Genomic DNA, 19513 nt, shown 5'->3' with positions numbered 1-19513 from the left:
CGTGTGGACAGGCCCCGCACTGGCATCCGGGCCATGCGGGGCGATAGCGGATCAGGCCGCGGCGGTCGGTGCCGCGAGCTGCCCCAGGGCCGCGCGCAGCTTGCTCTCGTTCTCGGGGGAGAGCGAGGTCTGCAGCACGCGGGCATGGCCCTTGAACTGGGCCAGATCGGCCAGCACCTTGTCAGGCTGCGACTTGCGCACCAGCACGAACAGGGCGGAGGTATTGGCGGGAATGGTGGAACCGAGCGACTTGATGAAGTTGTCATCAATTCCGTAATCGGACATCTTGCCCGCAATGGCGCCCGCACCCGCACCGACCAGGCTGCCCGCCACGAAACCGGCCAGCGGGTTCAGGCACAAAAGCCCCACCAGTGCCCCCCAGAACCCGCCGGAAAACAGGCCGTAGGACGCGCCCAGCTTTTCCAGGTTCACGCTCTGCTGCAGGTGCAGCTTGCCATCCGCACCCCGGACCACGACAACCGCGTCCTCCAGGTCCAGCAGGTATTCCTTTTCCAGTTTCTTGCATTCGGTCAGTGCGGCCGTGGCTTCGGCCGGGTTGTCAAAACCGACAACGATCAGATCGGACATGGGGTACTCCGTTTGCGATGGCCACCACCTGTCGGCGGCGGCACAGGATCATCTTGATATTACATGCATGGACGCCGCATTCCGTGGTGGTTTTTGAACATGGTTGCCCCCGGCCGGGTGCAGGTCTGGCGGTGCCCTGCACGGGGTGGTGGCCTGTCATGACGATGATCGGGGTGCATGGGGATGAACCCTGGCACGCGCTGTGTGTTGTCTGCTGGCGGGCCACGGGTCAGGCCCGCGTACCTGCCATGAAAGGGAAGCCCATGCCCCGTTTCACCAATCAGGACAATCGCCCCAATGATGGGGGCGAAGGCAAGCATGCCGGTGCGCGCCAGTTGGCGGAGGCCGGGCTGCGCGCCGAACGCGCGGGCGATCAGGCCCGTGCCGATGCACTGTTCGACGAAGCCGGGCGTACCGACCCCGAGGCGCTGGAAACCGTGCTACGGGACAATCCCGTTCCCCGCCGCCGCGTATCGGGGCAGGGCTTCGGGGATGATGCGGGCGTTGCACGCATGAGCCGCACGGTGGAACCGGAAGCCGACCCGCCTTCGCGCGCCGGTATCACGCAGGGGGGCAGCGGCGCGGATTCCGAATAGGCGGGACCAGGCCGGCCCTAGAGCGATGGCCCCCACATGCCCGCCACGAACACGATTGCCCCAAGGGCGAGCATGGCGATATGGAACATGACCTGTCCCGGCATGTAGTCGGGCGTTATGTTCAGCCCATAAATGAACTGGACCACCACCAGCGTCAGCCCGACCACGCACAGGCCGATGCGCACGGGGCTGACCGTAACGGGCCATATCGGGTTTCTGCGGTTCATTGCGGCGTGCCTCCGGAATTTCGGGGCAGCATGCCATAAAATCCGGCATGGCAGAAGCCACGACTTTCGTGTCAGGACTTGCCCTGCCCGCTGTGCATGCTATGCGCATGCTTCAGACCGTAGCGGTCATGGCAACCGGTGAACTGACAGGAAAAGAATGCGCCCTGACCGTCGTGCGTCCACCGGCATGCCTGCCGCCTGTGCCCTGACGGCCCTGCTGCTGGCCGCACCCGCATGGGCGCACCCCCATCATCATGGCACGAAAGCGGCCGTGCAGCGCGCGGCCACCCCTGCGGAGCCGGCTGGCCCCCCGCTGCCTGATGGCCAGGTTTTCCTGCCTCCGCCGCCGGGGCCGGATACGGCGCAGCGCGCGGCCGATGCCTCCATCTATGCCGCGACCCGTGCGCTGGAGGACACGCCGCGCTGGAAGCTGGCGCAGGCTGACAACCGCGACACACCTGCCCATATGGTCTCGGCTTTTTCCTGCGCGGTGGGCTTTACCCTGCCGCCCGAACACCTGCCGGAACTGGTGGGCCTGTTCGCGCGCATCGAACACCGTCTTGACCCGGCCGTGCACGCGCAGAAGATGCTGTGGAATCGCCCACGCCCGTTTACCGAAGCCGAACTGCCACTATGCATTCCCCTGCGTGCCAGCCTGCGGCAGGATCCATCCTACCCCTCGCTCCATGCCACGCAGGGCTGGGTGGCGGGGCTGATCCTGTCCGATATCCTGCCTGAACGCACCGCATGGATCATGCAGCGCGCACGTGTGTTTGGTGAAAGTCGTGTCGTATGCGGCGTGCAGTGGCAGAGTGATGTCACGGCAGGGTGGCTCAATGGTGGCGTACTGTATTCCGCCATGGAGCAGGATGATGGCTTCCGTCAGGAAATGGATGCAGCCCGTGCCGAGGTGACGGCCCTGCGCACCACCATGGCGGCACCCCCCGCCGCCGAATGCGCGGTGGAGGCGGATGCCGCCGCCCATCCACCGCAGTAATGCGTCAATAATAGAAGTTTTCGGGCGCCGCCTTTTTTCAAAAAAGCGACGTTCCCTGAAGCTTTTTGAAAAAACCTTCACCAAAAACTTTTCTACGTTCCACATCCTGACGGATCAGGACAGAAAGCCGATCCGTCGGCTGCCATCCCGTCCCGCCGTTTCCGCCCGCAGGCGTTCCAGCAGGTCATCCGGCGTGGGGTCTTCATCCAGCAGGCGCGCGCGGCGCAGCACCAGAGCGAAATCCGATGGCACCAGTGTCCGCACATGGCGCAGCGCGGTCGGCGGCGCCTTGCCAAAGAAGCTTTGGAACGCATGTACCGCCTGCTGTTCGGTCAGGTAGCCGAACCGGGCGCGGAACAGGAAGCGCCGCATGCTGGCGGGGTCCAGCTTTTCCACAAGATTGGTGGTGCAGGCAAAGGGCAGCGGGTGCTGTTCCATCCATGTCAGCATTTCGTTGACCTGGCTGATCTCCCATGACCGTTCAGCCGCCCGGCGGTCACCCAGCAGGCTGTCGGCCTCGTCGATCACCAGAAAGGCGCCACTGTCGCACGCTTCGGCAAAGGCTGCGGCAATCTGCTGCTCGCTCTGGCCTACATACTTGTCCAGCAGGTCGGAGGCACGCTTCTGCAGCACCGGCATGTCCATCCTTGCCGCCAGATGGCGGGCATAGGCACTCTTGCCCGAACCCGGCGGCCCGGACAGCAGCAGCGACACCGCGCGTGGCGCGCCGGGGCGGGCCAGGCGTGCGGTCAGGGCATTGAGGTCACAATCCGCGTTGATCAGTGCCGCATCGTAATCCGTCACGTCGGGCTGCGATGGCATGGGCATCTGCCCGCCTGCGGCAGCACGGGCAATGCCGGTCGCGATCATGCTGGCCATGGCCGAATCCCCGCCTGCCAGACGGGTGGAACGCAGCGCGTTGCGGAAGATGGCGGGGGCTGCGGGAATGGCGCGGGCAAGATCCGCCGCATCAGCGGGTGCCAGGGCCACTTTCTCCTCGCGTGCCATGTCCTGCCACAGGCGGGTGCGCACGCCGATGCCGGGCTGGCGGACCTCGATGCACAGCGCCATGCGCCGCGCGATGGCGGGACCGAGCGTGTCCAGGTCGTTTGCCGTCCAGATGACCGGCGTGCCCCCCTGCTCCAGCAGGCGGTGGAAGAACACGCGGCTGTAGGACTGCGGCGGGTCGAACAGGCTGGCGGTGAACAGGTCCTCCGCCTCATCGAACAGCAGGATGGAATCGGTATTGCGCAGCAGCCGGGTGCTGCACCGCAGGTCGGCCAGGCGTTCATGGCGCGAAGGTTCATCACCCGCGCTGTCAGCCTCCCCCACCGGGTAGAGGGTGGCACCGATATGATCGGCCAGGGTTGCCGCGAATTCGGTCTTGCCGGTGCCCGGCGGCCCGTAAAGCAGGATATTGATGCCTGTCGTATGCTGGGCGATGGCGGCCTTGACCAGTTTTGCCGCGATCTCGGCCTGCTGGCCCAGATGGGCAAAGGCATCCCACGGCAGTGTTGCCGTGCGCGGCTGGCCCAGCAGCAGGGAGCGGATATCCCCCACCACGTTCGCGCGCCGGTTCATGAGCGCCATGAGCCGGGGCAGCAGGGTAATGTCGCCGTCCTCGTCCACGGTCATGAGGCCGCTCATGCGCAGCTGTCCCTCGGGGGCCAGTGCGGCGGCGATTGCATCCTCCTCCTGCGCCAAAAGCAGGTGGAGCAGCGGAATGTCCTCGCACAGGAACGGCCCGCGGGAACGGTTTTCGCACAGGTCATCCCAAAGTTGTTCGAAATGCCCGTTCAGCCGGTAGCACATGGCAAGCCCCAGTATCTCGCTTGCTACCCGACCCAGCCCGGTGGCCCGGGTCAGTTCCTCCAGCCATGTATCCACGTAACCCCGGTCACCCGCGTGCTGCAGGCGCACTTCCTCCAGCGCGTGGCCCAGCCGCTTCCATTCCGTGGCGGTTGGCGGGTTCTCGCCATCATGGCGGGGGCTGGCGGGCAGATCCTTGTCGGGCAGTCCCAGATCGGGCTGCGCCTGCACGACACAGCGCACAAGCGCGCCCGCATCGCGCGATCCACGGTGGATCGAACCATGCAGGGTACACAGCATTTCCAGCAGGCGGCGCGTCTCGCCCCGCACGCGGGGGGAACGGGGCGGTGCCGTCCTGCGGCGGGGTGCCGGTCTTCTGCTTTTGGCTAACGCCATGTATCGGGTCTCCTGCTACTCCTGTGCAATATAGGGATTGCAGGCGCGGATGTCGCGTGGGGGGCAGGAATATGTTTTCCCGCCCCGCCTTCAGTTCCTACCCGAAAGGGCGAAGCCGGTTTCAACCTGGTCCAGCAGGGTTTCAAGTTCCGCGCGGCGCAGGGGGTCGGTGCCGGTTGCCACATGGGCCCGCGCCCGTTTCTTCAGGCCGCCCGCCACGCGGGAACTGACCGGACGCGTGGCGGCATGGCGCAGCAGGTCGGCAATGCTGGCATCCTGTTCACGGGCGGCCAGCACTACCGAGAACGCCATCATGTTCACGATGTTCTCGAACTCGAACCGGCCGAAGCGCGACTGGCAGCGGCTCAGCTGCTCCAGCGCCGTGGCGTAGCCTTCCACCGCACTGGCCTGGTTTGCATTACGGAAATACTGGGTGTGATGGCGTGAAGCCTGGATATGTTCCTCCCGCGCCAGATCCCATTCACCGATGGCCGCGCATTCCGTCTCGATCAGGCAGTGCAGCGCACGCGCGTTCAGGCAGGCGGCGATGAAATCCGTATGGGTGATGTCATTCCACGCCAGCGGCTGCCCCGCGCGCCGCATGGCGAAGCGGAAGCCCCGATGGCCATCGATGCCGTACATGATGGTGGTGTTGCCCCGGCATAGCGGGTCCGCGCCGGTCACCATGATATGGCCGCTATCGGCGCGGTGCATGTAATGCTGCCATGTCATGACATCAAGCAGCGTCTCGTCATCCATCATCCTGTCGGTATGACGGCGGACATGCTGCATGAAACTGGTCGCCTGCATCCCGGTCACGGCATGGGGAGAGAAATCGACCTGCCACCACACACATGCCTTGAGCAGATGGAACGCAAGTGAGTCGCGGAGTTGTGCCAGTTCGGCACTTTCCACGGCAGGGCTGTCCTTCTGCGCGTCGCACAGCGCCTTGACGATGCCGAAGCGGTGGACAAGCATGTCAAGCTGGCGCGCGACCGGCTGCCACGGATCAAAATAGCTGACCAGGCTTTCAGGGCGCGAATGCTGCAGATGCCAGGCAGCCGGGGCGGTACGGAGTTCACGCATCAGGCAGTCCTTGAAGTATCTGTGGCTGGAAGGAGTTGGGGTGGCAGGCTCGCACGTGCGGGTGGCACCCGTACGCGACGGACCCATGTGCCATGGCTTTCCAGCGACCTTGGTACACGGGATACGGCATGGACCCGGTTATCGGGATGGAGCAGTGGGCAAGGTGTATATATCTGCCGTATTGATGTATATCATAGGCAGGTTATATGATATTGCTAATTAATATCACATTAAATCCACGACAGAATTTTACGCCCGTCACCGGATGCGTCTTTACTCAAGCCTGTCCTGACGCCTGGTCCTAACGCGTCACGGCGTGGATAAGTTCACGTGTGATCCGGCCAATATCCACCCCCGCCCGGCGTATGACCGAACGGCTGGTATGCTTCGCGTCCACCAGCGTCACGGGTCCCGCGGCGGACAGGGTATGCAGTCCGTCGGTCGCGGGGCGCCACGTGGCGGGCGCGTGCAGTGCGGGCAGCGGGTGGGCGGCGAATTCCCGCGTGGTCAGGGTGGTGATGGCCAGCGGTGTTATGGCGCCGCCATAGGTCCGCGCGCAGTCCTGTGTGGGCAGGATGATGGTGCCATCTTCCATCACCACCGGCGTGCCGCCGGGGCGCGCGGCATGAATGTCGCGGCGCACGGGGTTGGCGGGATGCGGGTGCCATGGCCCGGTCAGCCGGTCGGCCCAGGCCACATGCAGGGTATCGACGCGGGGCTGCTCGCATTCGTGCCATGGGGTATGGAACAGCCACCACCGGCCATCATGGAACAGGGGGGAGGCATCGATCATGGCGCCGGGAAAGGCACAGCCTTCCACTTCTTTCCACTGATAGGGGAAATCCGTTGCGCGGTACAGGCGCTGCCTGCCGCTACCGCCCGATTCCGGCATCATGAGGAACGAGCCGTCGCGTTCACGCAGGATGACGGGATAGGACAGGTGCCACGGTTCCACCAGCACGGGGGCATGCGCCAGCAGGCGCAGGGCGCGGTCAAGGATGAATACATCGATCCGCCCGACCCTGACCCGGTAGTCATAGGCCTCGGCAAACAGGTACAGCCTGTCCTCGTGCCAGATGCCGAACGGGTCGGCAATGAAGCGGAAGGGGCCGGGGTCGGGCAGCCACGTAACCGGCATTCCCTTCAGCCCACCGGCGCGCAGCACATCGGGCAGCGGGCGGTTTATGATGCCCGTCTGCCATATGTCGGTCCGGCCCAGTCCCATGCGTTCTGTCCTCGATCATCCCTGCGGCGGCGGATTTGCAAACACGCATGTGCTGCAATATGCCAGATATCATCTGTACCAGATGGACATGTCAGGGGAATAGCAAGCATGGGCAATGTGGAACAGCCCCGTCGCCGGACCATACGCGATGTCAGCAAGGCAGGGGTGCCGGGTGTGTGGCTGACGGCCTATACCGCCCCCATGGCCCGCAGGCTCGACACGCATGTGGACGTGATGCTGGTCGGGGATTCGCTGGGCATGGTGGTGTATGGCATGCCCGATACGCTGGGTGTCGGCATGGACATGATGATCGCCCATGGCGCGGCAGTGGTCCGGGCGTCGCGTCAGGCGCTGGTGGTGGTGGACATGCCCTTTGGTTCCTATCAGGAATCGCCCGCCCGCGCGTTCCGCAATGCCGCCCGTATCATGGCGGAAACCGGCTGCGGCGCGGTCAAGCTGGAAGGCGGGGTCGAAATGGCGGAAACCGTCCGCTTCCTTGTCCAGCGTGGCATTCCCGTCTGCGGGCATGTCGGTCTCATGCCGCAGGCGGTCAACACCGCCGGGGGCTTCCGCACGCAGGGGCGTGATGCCGACCAGGCGCGCAAGGTCCATACGGATGCCCACGCCATTGCCGCCGCGGGCGCCTTTGCCGTGGTGCTGGAGGGCACGGTGGAACCCGTATCGCGTGAGATCGCGACCAGCGTGCCGGTGCCCGTCATCGGCATTGGCGCTTCCCCCGCATGTGACGGGCAGGTGCTGGTGGTGGATGACATGCTGGGCATGTTCGGCACCGCGACCCCGCGCTTTGTCCGCCGCTATGCCGACATGGGCGGCCTGGTTGATGATGCGGTGGCCCGCTATGCGCGGGATGTGCGCAACCGTGACTTCCCGGGGCCCGAAGAATGCTTTGGCGCCCGCCGCCAGGTCATGCCGGGATGATGCGCCCGCCCCCGCCGGTGCCCGCCCCATCCCGGATCGGGATGCGGGAGATCGTGGCATTTGGCGCGGGTGACATGGGGTTCAACATCATCTGGGGGCTGATGCTCAGCTACCTTGCGTATTTCTATACCGAGATCTGCCTGTTTCCCCCGCGGATGGTGGGGTTCATGCTCATGGCCGCGCGCGCGGCCAGTCTGGTGACCGATCCGGCGGTGGGCCTGTGGATCGACCGCAGGCCGGCGGGCCGGCAGGCGCTGCCGCTGCTGCGCGCGGGGATCGTGCCGTTCATGGTGCTGGTTGTGCTGACCTTCGTGCCGTTGCCGCGCGGGTGGTCCATGGTGGCGCGTGGCGTGTGTGCCGGCGTGGGCTACATGGGGCTGTGCGTGGCCTATGGCGTGGTCAATACCGCCTATGGTGTCATGACCAGCCTGATCACCGCGGCACCCGGCATGCGCCTGCGCCTGGCGACCAGCCGCATGGTCGGGGCCACGCTGGGCGGCTTTGCCATCAGTGTCATGACCCTGCCCGCCGTGGACTGGCTGGGCCATGGCGACCGGCGGGCGGGCTTCGCCGTATTCATGGTGGGGGTGGCGTGCGTGACGGGTGGCCTTCTGTGGCTGCCCGCCCGTTTCTGCCATGAACGCGTGTCAACCGGTCACGACGCTGCCCGGCTCCGCGCGCCCGTGCGCACCCTTGTCACGGTCCTTCTGGCCAACCGCGACTGGCGGCGGCTGACCGGGGCCATGCTGCTGACCATGCTGGGCAGCACCTTCCTGTTTGGCGCGCTGGTCTATGACGTGCGCTATGTGCTGGGTGAAAAGGATTATGTGGCGGGCTGGCTGCTGGGCATGATCAGTTTCATGGTGCTGGCGGGCTGCTGCCTGTCGCTGCCGCTGGCGATGCGGCTGGGGCCGGGGCGTGTCATGCGCGGGGGCACCATGGCGGCGGGGGTGGTCCTGCTGGTGGCCTATGGCCTGCCCGTGCGGCTGGAGGTGACGGGCGGCCTGCTGGCGCTGTTTGGCGTGTGTGTGGGACTATGCAATCCCGCCTGCTTCACGCTGCTGGCCCATTGCCTCGACCGCGACGGCATGGAGGGGGACGTGCGTACGGTCGGCCTGGCCTGGGCGCTCAATTCCACCGCATCCAAGATGGCGTTCGATATTGGGGGCAGCCTGCTGGCCGGGGTGCTTGCGGCATTCGGCCTTGTCAGTGGGGGCGGTGTGCAGTCCGCGCAGGCGCAGGCGGGCATCCATATGGGATTCCTGCTGGTACCCGCGCTTCTGTACCTGCTGGCGGGCGGGGTCGTGCTGCGCGACTGCGCCAGTCAGAACCCGGTGGCCGCCGTGAACAGCACCGCCAGTCCGCCGCCCACGTAATATTGCGGCCCGTCGGCTGCCGTAAGCGTGGGGGTGGCCACGCCGGACAGGTAATGCTGGTTGGTGATATTGTTGAAATTCATCCTGAATTCAGGATGCGAGAGAAAGGCATGGTCATCCATCCGGTAACCGATGGCCAGATTGCCGGTGGTATGGTCGGGCATGCGTTCATCATTCATGAAGGTGGAATACTGCCGTCCGGTATAATGGATGGACGCCATGCCGAAGAAGTGCCCGTCATCATAGCTCAGCCCGGCGGAGGCCTGCAGCCGTGGGCTTTCCACCGCCGTCCTGCCCCGTGTCGCCAGCAGGCCGCTTCCATCGGGGATGTCGCTGTCGATGGTGGCGTGCAGGTACTCGCCCGACACGTAGGGCGCCCAGTGGTGCCACGGCTTCATCCCGATTTCCACATCCACACCGCGTGATGTCTGGCCACCGCCATTGATGGTGGATTCGATCTGGCCGATCTGGGTCTGGATCTCGCGGTTGGTGAAATCGTAGTTGAACAGCGTCAGGCTGCCGACCAGCAGGTTGCCGTTATAGCGGTAGCCCAGTTCTTCCGACACGGAATACTCGTTTTTCAGCTGGGTCGCGATGCCGCTGGCCGTGACCCCGCCAAACAGGGCGGTCTCGTCAGGTGTACGGAAATTGGTGGTGGTGTTGAAGAACACCATGTGGTGCGGCGTGATCGCGTAGCGGATCGCGATGCGGGGCAGGGGGGTCGCACTGTTGCTACCCGCCCCCGTCTGTACGCCAGCGGATGTGGTGGTGCCGTGGCGGTCCAGCATCACTTCCTTGAAGCCCACGTCAACCATCAGCCTGCGGCGCAGGAAATGCATCCGGTCACCGATATAGAGCGCATTGGTCTGGGATATCATGTGGTAGCTGCCTGCATCCACCTGCTGGCCATCGGCTTCAAGCAGGGTGCGGCTGATCCGGTCCACCCATATGTCCGCTGCATGGCCCTGTGCGTTCACGGCGGTGAAGGGCTGGTGCTCGCTGTCATCGGAATAGTCGTACCAGTAGCCGAACACCAGGTCATGGTTGCCCAGCTGCCAGTCCAGCGTGGTGTTGAAGCCAGAGCGGTAGCTGGCCTGGGTCCAGTTGGCGCGTACGACCGCATCCGCATCACAGCCCCCCGAACCCTCACACAGCCCGGCATCCCCCATGGTCGTGCCGCTGGGGGCGTTGCCATAGCTCCACTGCGCGTAGGGCGTGACCTTGAGGTGCAGGCCGCGCGCCAGCGTGAAGCGCGCGGGGGCGGCCATGTAGGCAATGCGTTCGGGCTGGCGGTACAGTTCCCAGTAATCGGTGCCGCCAGCGGCATTGTTCGGGTTGTAGGTGGCGGCCAGGTTGTTGGCCACGCCATGTGGCCCCTGCGCCTGCCAGTCCGCCTTGTCCACCGTGGGGTAGTAGCTGGCCACCATCGTGTTCCATGTGCCGATCAGCGAGACCCGGTTGCCATCGCCCCATTCGCGCAGGAACTTGAAGTCGATGTGCTGGCGCTCGTCATGGCCGGGACCGCGCCAGTTATCGGTATAGCCGTGGGAGTAGGATACGAAGCCACGCAGGCCCGTATTGCCGATCTGCCCGGTTTCCAGCCGCAGGAACTGCCGGTTGGTGTTGTATGACCCGTAAGAGACATCCGCATATCCCCCCGCGCGCAGCGACGGGTCGCGGAAGGTCATGTCCATCAGCCCCCCCGCCGCGTTGAGCACCGGGGCATCGAGGTCGGCCGACCCCTGGGCGAGCGAGACGCTCTGGTAATTCTCGGTATCGGCGAACTGGCCGGGATAGCCGTTGTAATAGGCGATATCATTCAGCGGCATGCCCTCAAGCAGGTAGCCGATGGAATCCCCCCCCAGCCCGCGCACGGTGATGTTGGTCTGGGGCGAAAACCCCAGCGCATCGGATGAGGCGACATTGGCGCCGGGCAGCAGGCTGACCATGTCGAATGCCGTGGCACTCGGGGCCTGCTTGCGCATGAAGTCCGTGCCGATGGTGCTGACCGATTTCGGGGCGTCTTCCTCCCGGATCAGGCCACCGCCGGGCTGGGTGCCCACCACATGCTGGCTGGTCACGGTCAGGGTTTCCACCCCTGGCTGCGGGGCGGTCACGCCCTGCCGCGGGTGGGTGGAGGGAACGGGCGCGGACGTGCCGCTGGCTGCCGCCGCGCGCGCGGGCCCCGACCCCATGCCCATCAGGGCACCAAGGGCCACGCCCAGCGCCAGCCGGTACGAAAGGGGGCACACAGGCGGCGCATCGGGGCAGTAGGGGGCATGCGGCATGGGATGTTCCTGCAAAAATCTTTTTATTTCATTATTATGTGCCAGCGCGGGCGGGTATGACATCGCCTTGAACAAATGCGGGACCGATATAGTATACTCGTGTGGCGTATCGTAAGCCCGGATATCGGGCATATCCCGCATAAATGTGCGGACAGGTGGAAAGGTTTGCGGGTGGGACAGGAATCGGCACATATCGTAAGCAGTTACGAACAGGAACTCGAGCAGTTGCGCTCCATGATGGCACGCATGGGCGGGCTGGTGGAACGGCAGACCTCGCAGGCTGTCGCCGCCATTGCCGACATGGATGAAAATGCCGCAGGCATCGCCTCCGACCTCGACCCCCAGGTCGACACGCTGGAGCGCGACGTGGAGGCCATGGTCATCCGCATCCTCGCCCTGCGCTCACCCGTGGCGGAAGATCTGCGCGAGGTTGTCTCCGCACTCAAGATCACGGGGGACATGGAACGCATCGGGGACTGCGCGGCTTCCATCGCCCGGCGTTCGCTGCGCGTGGAACTGGTGAACTCGCGCGTCTCTCTCAGTGGCCTGCGTGGCATGGGGCGGCTGGTGCAGGACAACCTGCGCCGTGCGATCGATGCACTCAGCCAGCGCAATGCCGGCCTTGCGCGTGAAGTCTGGCAGTCCGACACGGCGGTGGATGAACTCTACAACGCCATGTTCCGTGAACTGGTTACCTACATGATGGAAGACCCGCGCAACATCGGCGCCTGCACCCACCTGCTGTTCATTGCCAAGAACCTTGAGCGTATCGGCGATCACGCCACCAATATTGCCGAGCGCGTGTACTACACGGCAACCGGCGAGATCCTGCCGGTGGTTCGCCCGCGCGGCAGCTTTTCGGGGCAGGGGAGCCAGGTGCCGTGAACCCGCAGGTTGACCGGCCGCTGCGCATTCTTGTGGCCGAGGATGATGCCGCCCTGTCCGTCATGCTGTCCTACAACCTTGAAGCGGCGGGGCATGCCGTCATGCCGGTGGACAACGGCCTGGACGCCCTGCGGGAGGTAACGGAGTGGAAGCCCGATCTGGTGCTGCTGGACTGGATGATGCCGGGCCTGTCCGGGGTGGATCTGTGCCGCAGGCTGCGCATGGCCACGGCCACGCGTTACCTGCCGGTCATCATGCTGACCGCGCGGGGGGAGGAGCATGATTCCATCCATGCGCTCGATACCGGGGCGGATGACTATCTGGTCAAGCCATGCGGGATGGATGTGTTGCATGCGCGCGTGCGTGCCGTCATGCGGCGGTGCGCCGGACGTGGGGCGGCGGACCAGCATGCCGATGTGCTCGGCTTTGCCGACATAACGGTGGACCATGGTGGCCGCCGGGTCACGCGGGGCGGGAGTACCATCGCCCTTGGCCCCACCGAATACCGGATCCTGCTGCACCTGCTGCGCAACCCGCGCCGGGTGTTCTCACGCGCGGAAATCCTGGCCGCCGCGTGGGATGACCGCATCCATGTGGAGGAACGCACGGTGGATGTACACATCCGCAGGCTGCGTCTCGCCCTGAATGCCAATGGAGGGGCGGACCTGATCCGTACCGTACGCTCCAGCGGCTACATGCTTGATGATGGCAGGGTGGACTAGCCAGCCCCGTTCAGGCGCGCCTGTCGGCTGTAGCGCTTCATTGCCCGGTCGCGCCGCAGGGGGGAGAGGCGGCGCGTCCAGAAAATGCCGTTGATCTGGTCAATTTCGTGCTGCAGGCAGACCGCCAGCAGCCCCCCGGCTTCCTCTTCCATCATGATGCCATCCAGCCCGGTATGGCGCACCCGCACGCGTGCGGGGCGGGTGACGGGAGCATGGATGCCGGGCATGGACACGCTGCCTTCTTCCGCCGTGGCGGTTTCGGTATTGTGCCAGATGATGTCGGGGTTGGCGTAGATGCGCGGGCCGGGGCCATCGGGCAGGTCAATCACCACCAGCCGCAGCGGAATGCCGACGTGACATGCCGTGATGCCTATGCCCGGTGCGGCATGCATGGTCTCCAGCAGGTCACGCGCCAGTTGCGCGGTCCGTGCGCTGGTGGCGTCAACAGGATCGGCCACCTGCTGCAGGCAGGCATGCGGGAAGCGGATGAGCGGCAGGATGGCCATGGCGCGGCATATGGCTCCGTTCAGTACAGGAAGGGACCGTTATCGTCCGGGCTGACATTCGTGTAGTACGGAATGTAGAAGTTCATGCCAAACGGGCTGTAGGTATGGTCCACCCCCGATACGGGGCGCATCGGCTTGACATTGTGTTCGGCCAGACAGTCGTACAGCGTCTCGCGCAGGTGCTGGGTGTCCCTGTCCGATTTGGGTGTACCGAAGAACAGGTCATGGGCGTAGGGTTTGCACGCCTGTGGCGTGTGTTCGTAATAGGTGGCGTAGCGTTCCTGCCTGTTCCTGCTGATATCGGCATCCGATACCCACTGGTGGCTGGCGGCGGTGGTTGTCCATATTTCCTTCCAGCCCGTGCGCATGTGGGGCAGGCGGGCAACGGCCACGCCATCCTGCCGGGTGCCGTCCTGGCGCAGCAGCGTGCCGTGGCAGGACATGACCTGCATGTGGTCGTTATAGACGGCGCTTTTTATCGTGCCATCCTCAAAATGCCGGGCGGGGGATGCGCCGGGCGTGGTCTGGTTGGCAATGGCCACGATGGCGGATGCCACGGCGGGCTGCTGGCAGTAATTCACCATCGGGCGGGGCGTGTGCTGCGCGCAGGCGGCCATACCAAGCGGAAGACATAAAGCAACAAGACGGCGCAATGGTTCTTATCCTTTTTACATTGCGGCACATGGTGATTTCACATGCCCGTGCCATCCGGGGTACAGGAGGGAACACGCCCCCACAACAAGATAAATTTACAAGCCCGGTCTGTGCTTTTGTCTTCTCTTGTCTTCTGGAAGATGACGGGCGGCAGCACTGCCATTCCCTGTCACGGACAGGCCACCCGTCCGGTTGCCATCCTCCTTCACGGGACAGTCGCGCAGGTCAGAAATTTACGCTGGCATGCAGTCCGAATACCGCCTCGTTCCCCGTGCGGCACCAGGGATATGACGGGTCGCTGCCCCCGCCGGCGGGATGCCAGACGTACTGGAAGTCAGGCTGCATCACCATCCATGGCGTGACCTGTGCCTGATAGGTCAGTTCCAGATGGTTCTCGTTGCCCTGCACCAGTGACCCGCTGGTGCGGTCGTATGCGCGCTGGCCCGAACTGGCGCGGCCGATGCCCCAGCCCAGGCCGATGGTGTCGTTGTCGCGACCGCGGAACGGGGCCTTCAGGTTCACGCCCGCGTCAATGGCGAAGCTGATCATGTTGCGGTCGCCGCTGTTGCCGGTGGCGCGCGCGAACACGCCTAGCGAGCGGGCGGAGGTAAGCGAGGGACGCCAGACCATCTGGTCGATGATGCCGTAGACCATCCAGTTGCCCCGGTCCCAGCGCGGGGTGCCGCCACTGGCGCCGAGCGACTGGCCCTGGGTGTTGTAGCGGTAATCGGGAAATTTTGCAGTGTCGTAATAGCCACCCAGCTTGTACACGCCCGGCAGGCCGGGATTTTTTGTGACGTTGGACATGTCATCGGGCTGGGGGTTGAGCGCGTATTGCAGTTCGGTGATCAGCAGCGCGCCGGTGCCCATGTTGAACCGGGTGCCGCTGCCATCATTGGTGGTCTGGTTGGTGGGATCGACCGGGTTGCCGCCCTGGATGCCAAAGGAGTTGGAGCGGTTGCCCGGCGGGTTGTCATCGGCGGCGGCGAACATGAAGGTGAATTTCTCGCTCGGGCGGTAGCGGATGCGCACGGCGGGCGAGGACAGCGGCCAGGACGGGCCGCCCCCATACAGGTTGACCGATGGCGCCATGGGCCAGCCGAAATTGGCATTGAGGTAGAGCGCCCCGTAATCGCTGATCAGGAATTCGGTATCAAGGTCCTGCTGGCCGATCTTCACGTCCAGTTTCCCCCCGAGGAAGGACTGCTGGTACCACAGTTCGAACAGGCGGGTGGAGCGGTCGGCCTCGAACCCGCTTACGGGGTTGAAGTTGTTCAGGTGATCCTGCGAGATGGAGCGCCCGCGCGTCTGCAGCGCGCTGACATTGAACAGCCCGCCCTTCAGGCCGAAGAGCTTTTCGAGATCGACGGTCAGTGTCGGCATTGTCACGCCATCATAGGCGGGGCCGGTGCCTGATCCCTGTCCATCGCCATTGGTGCTGGGGGTGCCGCCGGTGGCGTTGCCCCACAGTTCATCCACTTCCTGAATGTCGAAGCTGATGCCGTGCCTGTACAGCCACGGCCGGGCCCCACCCATGTCACCCAGCAGGTTGCCGCTGGTGTCCGGCCTGTCCTCACCGGCGGTCTTCTCCTGCGCATCGGCCTGCGCGCGCTGGGACTCACGCACCGTTGCCGGGTCGATCTGCTGGATCAGCGGTGTGGAATTGCCCAGGCGGGCGCGCCCGTCGGCAATCTGGGTGCGGGGGACCTGCGCGTGGGCAGTCATGGCGCAGGTGCAGGCTGCAAGTACAGCGCATGGCAGGGCCGTGCGCTGTTGCGGCGTATGGAATATCTTCATGAAAGGGAACATCCCGTCAGGATGGGTCCGGCCCCGATGGAACCGGAAGACTGGCAGCCCCATGCCGGTGCCGCCGCTGGTGCGGTGTAACGGGATTTCAGGTAATCTGGCGCATGCTCTGGCATCCATCTCCGGTCAGGCCCGCCCGGCGACATGGTAAAGGACAACGGCAGGTCTCCTGGCTTGCGGGTCCTTGCATGTCATCCCCCTTCCCGGCCGGGGCCAGTGGTTGCTGCGGCTGCAGCGCCGGATGACGTACTCTCCGCCTACAGTTGCGGGTACAGCTGCCGACTGCGTCCCCGGGCATTCACCCTGCCGGAACTGACGGCATTCCCTTTCTCACCCGTCTGCACGGGACCGTTGACTTGTCGGGCAGGACTATAGCGTTTCCCGATAAGTGTGCAAGATCATGCTTCTGGCTGCTGCGCCAGCAGGGCCTTCACCTCCGGCATCGTGGGGGCGGCCTGCGCCGCGCCCGCGCGCGTCGTGGCCAGCGCGCCGCATGCGGCGGCAAGGCGCACGGCCTGACCCGGCGTGGCGCCCCCCACCAGTGCCGTGGCCAGCCCCGCGTTGAAGCAGTCACCTGCCGCCACCGTATCAATGGCATGAACCCGGAAGGGTGGCACGAACCCCTGCGCGCCGGGCGCGGAATAGACCACACCCCTGTGCCCCAGCTTGATGATAGCGGTGCCTACGCCGCGTCCGTGCAGGATGCGCGCGGCGGCAAGGGCCGTTGTTTCATCCACGGGCATGACGCCGGTCAGGGCAGCGGTTTCGTGTTCGTTGGGGGTCAGGATATCGGCCAGCGCCCAGAGTGCGTCCGGCAGGCCATGCGCGGGGACGGGGGCCGGATCCAGCATGACCGGTATGGCATGCGCCCGCGCGTGGCGCGCCACGGCCAGCATGAGGTCGGGGTCCATTTCCATCTGCATCATGACCAGTCCGGCGCCTGTCAGGGCAGGCAGGATCCGGGGGCAGGATGTGTGGGTATGCGCCATGTTCGCACCGCCATCCACCAGGATCTGGTTCTCGCCCGCATGGTTGATGGTGATGAAGGCCCGCCCGGTGCCCGTGGCGGCATCTTCCAGCAGCCAGCGTGTATCGACCCCGGCATCCTCCAGCGTCGTGCGTGCCATGGTGGCCAGCATGTCACGCCCGGTCCAGCCCGCCAGGGCCACGGCCCGCCCCAGCCTGGCCACTGCCATGGCCTGGTTGGCGCCCTTGCCCCCCAGCCCGGTGGCCGAGGACAGCACATGCATCGTCTCCCCCGGCCGGGCGAAACGGGTAACATGCATGACAAAATCGATATTCGTGCTGCCAATGACGGCAATATGGGCGCTTGGCGTTGACATGGCACAACCTGACACGGACCGGGAAAAAGGCAGGATCAGCCATGCCGCTGCCCGATGCAACCGTGCGGGCGCGGATTGCCGCCTTATTCTGGCACGACCCATTCCACGCTGGCCTGAGCGCCCTCATCGCCCAGAACAGGGCACAGGCTGTCCAGAATGGCGCGCGCGGTGTGATCGAACCGGAAAGGCGGGTTGGCGACCAGCAGGCCGCTGCCATTAAGCCGTGCGGGGTCAAGTGGTGGGCGCAGTGTCAGTTCAAGGGCAAGCAGGTTGCGCTGGCCCGCATCCCTGAGGCTGTTGAGGAAAGCGCGCGTCGGCGCCCGGTGCTTGATGGGGTACCAGGCGGCGACAATGCCGGTGGCAAAGCGCCGTCTGGCCGTGATGATGGCCTGCGCCAGACGGGCAAACTCATCCCTGTGTTCAAAGGGCGGGTCCATGAGTACCAGCCCGCGTTTCGCCTGCCGGGGCGGCAGCAGGGCCGTAATGGCTTCATAGCCGTCCCGGCCGTGCACGGACACGTTGCTGTCGTGCCGGAACAGGCGGCGCAGGCTTTTCTGGTCGTCGGGGTGGAGTTCACAGCAGGTCAGCGTATCGCCGGGGCGAAGCATGCGGGCGACGACGGTGGGGGAGCCGGGATAGAACAGCCTGCCGTCATGCGCCCCGATCACGGCCCTGACCATATCCAGCCATTGCCGCAGGGCGGGGGGCATTGCCGGATCGGATGGCAGGTCCAGCAGGCGGCCGATGCCGTCGCGCCATTCCCCGGTTGCCTGGGCTTCTTGCCCCGAGAGATCATACAGGCCGATACCCGCATGCGTGTCCAGCACCGCAAGGGGGGACGGCTTACGCCCCAGCGCGTCGATCAGCGCCACAAGCAGGGCGTGTTTCATGACATCGGCAAAATTGCCCGCGTGATAGCTGTGCCTGTAGTTCACCGTTTTCCTGCCCCGAAAGCCCGCACCCCAGCAGCGGGGTGCAGCGGAGTGTTAATGCATGCCGGTGTTTTTTTTCATGCCGGGCCCGGTCGGGCTGGCGGCCTGCCGATGCGCTGGCATGGCAGGGCTCGCGCCCCGGCGCATGACCGATGAAGAATGAAGGCCCCTGAATGCCGCCTGCCCTGTAAAAAGGTGGCGTTCACTGGCTGCAACGATGTGGGAAGAAGGTTCCTGATGGCGTATGCCGCAGTTCATCAGGTATGCAATACGGTATAACTCAGATAGGAGAACAGTATTATTCCAAGGAACATAAGTATTCCTATCATGAGCAGTTCACCACCACGGGCATGGCCGCTCTGTATGTCCTTGGCGTCGATTGCCGTGCGGGTCTGACGGTAACGCAACGTGGAGACCAGCATCATGGTGCCGCCCAGCACAACAAGGACCAGTCCCACCGTGTTACCCAGAACATGCCCGCCGGTGGAGAAGCGGCGCGAGGTCAGGGTAGCGGAAGCGATCTGGAGGAAAAGATCGAATTTTTCCACCAGAAAGCCAAAGGCCATGACCGCCAGTGCCGTGCGGACCCATGCGAGAAATGTCCGTTCATTCGCCGCATGATCTGTATAGCGGGGTATCATCGGGCTGGACTTTCACTATTCCGCATGGGGCGCTGGCCTGTCTTGCTGTTGGCCCTGAATGCAGGGCGGGACCTTTATTTCGAAACCTGGTCTATCCAGTCAGTCAGGTTGTAGTAATTGGAAATGCGGGCAACCTTGTTGTCCTTGATGGTGAAGAACGCGCCGGCAGGCAGGATGTAGGTCTGTCCCGCCGCAGCGGGCAGGCCTTCATCGGTGCTCAGGTATTTGCCATGGACCATGAACTCGGCAGAGGCCCGGCTGCCATCCTCGTTCACCATGACGACAATGTCCTTGATGGCTTCCCTGTAATGGGCATCCATTTTCTTCAGGAATACGCGAAAGGCGTCCTTGCCGGTTTCACGGCCGCCCTGGTTGATGTCATGCGCGACATCATCGCTCAGCAGCGCAATGAAGGCTTCATGGTCATTGGCATTGAAGGCATCGTAGTAGGACTGTATCAGTGCGCGTGTTGCCGCAACGGACATTCTGCTGTCTCC

At 64.6% G+C, this 19513-nt stretch carries 19 protein-coding genes and 1 riboswitch; of the genes, 6 read left to right on the top strand and 13 right to left on the bottom strand.

Annotated features, from left to right (window positions below; all coding sequences use genetic code 11):
* Positions 1–51 precede the first annotated feature (51 nt).
* Positions 52–588, bottom strand: coding sequence for a DUF1269 domain-containing protein (locus tag LDL32_RS11065; protein ID WP_233066868.1), 537 nt, complete (start codon positions 586–588; stop codon positions 52–54).
* A 158-nt stretch (positions 589–746) separates the two neighbouring features.
* Between LDL32_RS11065 and LDL32_RS11060 the strand changes: the two genes are divergently transcribed.
* Entirely contained in the window at positions 747–1184 is a 438-nt protein-coding gene (locus LDL32_RS11060) for a hypothetical protein (protein ID WP_233066866.1), read from the top strand.
* Positions 1185–1201: 17 nt separating this feature from the next.
* On the opposite strand, the gene LDL32_RS11055 is transcribed toward LDL32_RS11060, so the two are convergent.
* Positions 1202–1411, bottom strand: coding sequence for a hypothetical protein (locus LDL32_RS11055; RefSeq protein ID WP_233066864.1), 210 nt, complete (start codon positions 1409–1411; stop codon positions 1202–1204).
* A 157-nt stretch (positions 1412–1568) separates the two neighbouring features.
* On the opposite strand from LDL32_RS11055, the gene LDL32_RS11050 reads away from it, so the two are divergent.
* Positions 1569–2408, top strand: coding sequence for a phosphatase PAP2 family protein (locus LDL32_RS11050; RefSeq protein WP_233066862.1), 840 nt, complete (start codon positions 1569–1571; stop codon positions 2406–2408).
* Between the two features lie 114 nt (positions 2409–2522).
* Here the strand turns inward: LDL32_RS11050 and LDL32_RS11045 are convergent, their stop codons facing one another.
* The 3 genes from LDL32_RS11045 to LDL32_RS11035 form a co-directional block, all read right to left on the bottom strand.
* Entirely contained in the window at positions 2523–4547 is a 2025-nt protein-coding gene (locus LDL32_RS11045) for an AAA family ATPase (protein ID WP_370636761.1), read from the bottom strand.
* Positions 4548–4703: 156 nt separating this feature from the next.
* On the bottom strand, positions 4704–5699 hold the full coding sequence (locus LDL32_RS11040; RefSeq protein WP_233066858.1) for a hypothetical protein: 996 nt from the start codon (positions 5697–5699) through the stop codon (positions 4704–4706).
* Positions 5700–6000: 301 nt separating this feature from the next.
* Entirely contained in the window at positions 6001–6924 is a 924-nt protein-coding gene (locus LDL32_RS11035) for a formyl transferase (protein WP_233066856.1), read from the bottom strand.
* A 108-nt stretch (positions 6925–7032) separates the two neighbouring features.
* On the opposite strand from LDL32_RS11035, the gene panB reads away from it, so the two are divergent.
* Together panB and LDL32_RS11025 are read left to right on the top strand one after the other, a co-directional pair.
* Positions 7033–7863, top strand: coding sequence for a 3-methyl-2-oxobutanoate hydroxymethyltransferase (panB, locus tag LDL32_RS11030; RefSeq protein ID WP_233066855.1), 831 nt, complete (start codon positions 7033–7035; stop codon positions 7861–7863).
* On the top strand, positions 7860–9239 hold the full coding sequence (locus LDL32_RS11025) for an MFS transporter (protein ID WP_233066853.1): 1380 nt from the start codon (positions 7860–7862) through the stop codon (positions 9237–9239). Before panB ends, LDL32_RS11025 begins: the two co-directional genes overlap by 4 nt.
* On the opposite strand, the gene LDL32_RS11020 is transcribed toward LDL32_RS11025, so the two are convergent.
* A complete protein-coding gene (locus tag LDL32_RS11020; RefSeq protein ID WP_233066851.1) occupies positions 9188–11527 on the bottom strand; it encodes a TonB-dependent receptor in 2340 nt (779 codons plus the stop codon). The two genes, LDL32_RS11025 and LDL32_RS11020, sit on opposite strands and share 52 nt — an antisense overlap.
* 171 nt (positions 11528–11698) lie before the next feature.
* On the opposite strand from LDL32_RS11020, the gene phoU reads away from it, so the two are divergent.
* Both phoU and LDL32_RS11010 read left to right on the top strand, forming a co-directional pair.
* Positions 11699–12412 carry a phosphate signaling complex protein PhoU gene (phoU, locus tag LDL32_RS11015; RefSeq protein ID WP_233066849.1) on the top strand — a complete coding sequence of 238 codons (714 nt, stop codon included), beginning with the start codon at positions 11699–11701 and terminating at the stop codon, positions 12410–12412.
* Complete coding sequence (locus LDL32_RS11010; protein WP_370636694.1) at positions 12409–13134, top strand: response regulator; 726 nt, start codon at positions 12409–12411, stop codon at positions 13132–13134. Before phoU ends, LDL32_RS11010 begins: the two co-directional genes overlap by 4 nt.
* Here the strand turns inward: LDL32_RS11010 and LDL32_RS11005 are convergent.
* The 7 genes from LDL32_RS11005 to LDL32_RS10975 form a co-directional block, all read right to left on the bottom strand.
* On the bottom strand, positions 13131–13640 hold the full coding sequence (locus LDL32_RS11005; RefSeq protein ID WP_233066847.1) for a peptide deformylase: 510 nt from the start codon (positions 13638–13640) through the stop codon (positions 13131–13133). The genes LDL32_RS11010 and LDL32_RS11005 overlap by 4 nt on opposite strands.
* Before the next feature lie 20 nt (positions 13641–13660).
* Positions 13661–14293, bottom strand: a complete 633-nt coding sequence (locus LDL32_RS11000) for a hypothetical protein (RefSeq protein WP_233066845.1) — start codon at positions 14291–14293, stop codon at positions 13661–13663.
* A 226-nt stretch (positions 14294–14519) separates the two neighbouring features.
* Positions 14520–16019 carry a carbohydrate porin gene (locus tag LDL32_RS10995; protein WP_233068854.1) on the bottom strand — a complete coding sequence of 500 codons (1500 nt, stop codon included), beginning with the start codon at positions 16017–16019 and terminating at the stop codon, positions 14520–14522.
* 222 nt (positions 16020–16241) lie between these two features.
* Positions 16242–16468: riboswitch (cobalamin riboswitch) on the bottom strand.
* A gap of 30 nt (positions 16469–16498) precedes the next feature.
* Positions 16499–17443 carry a ribokinase gene (locus LDL32_RS10990; protein WP_233066843.1) on the bottom strand — a complete coding sequence of 315 codons (945 nt, stop codon included), beginning with the start codon at positions 17441–17443 and terminating at the stop codon, positions 16499–16501.
* An 83-nt stretch (positions 17444–17526) separates the two neighbouring features.
* Complete coding sequence (locus LDL32_RS10985) at positions 17527–18378, bottom strand: 23S rRNA (adenine(2030)-N(6))-methyltransferase RlmJ (protein ID WP_233066841.1); 852 nt, start codon at positions 18376–18378, stop codon at positions 17527–17529.
* Positions 18379–18632: 254 nt separating this feature from the next.
* Positions 18633–19016 carry a YidH family protein gene (locus LDL32_RS10980; RefSeq protein ID WP_233066839.1) on the bottom strand — a complete coding sequence of 128 codons (384 nt, stop codon included), beginning with the start codon at positions 19014–19016 and terminating at the stop codon, positions 18633–18635.
* Positions 19017–19090: 74 nt separating this feature from the next.
* A complete protein-coding gene (locus LDL32_RS10975; protein ID WP_233066836.1) occupies positions 19091–19501 on the bottom strand; it encodes a ketosteroid isomerase-related protein in 411 nt (136 codons plus the stop codon).
* Positions 19502–19513: the final 12 nt, after the last annotated feature.

It is taken from the genome of Komagataeibacter sp. FNDCF1 (genome assembly GCF_021295335.1).
Lineage (GTDB): Bacteria > Pseudomonadota > Alphaproteobacteria > Acetobacterales > Acetobacteraceae > Komagataeibacter.
Note: the sequence above shows the minus strand (reverse complement) of the source record. Positions and strands in the feature narration are given on the sequence as shown.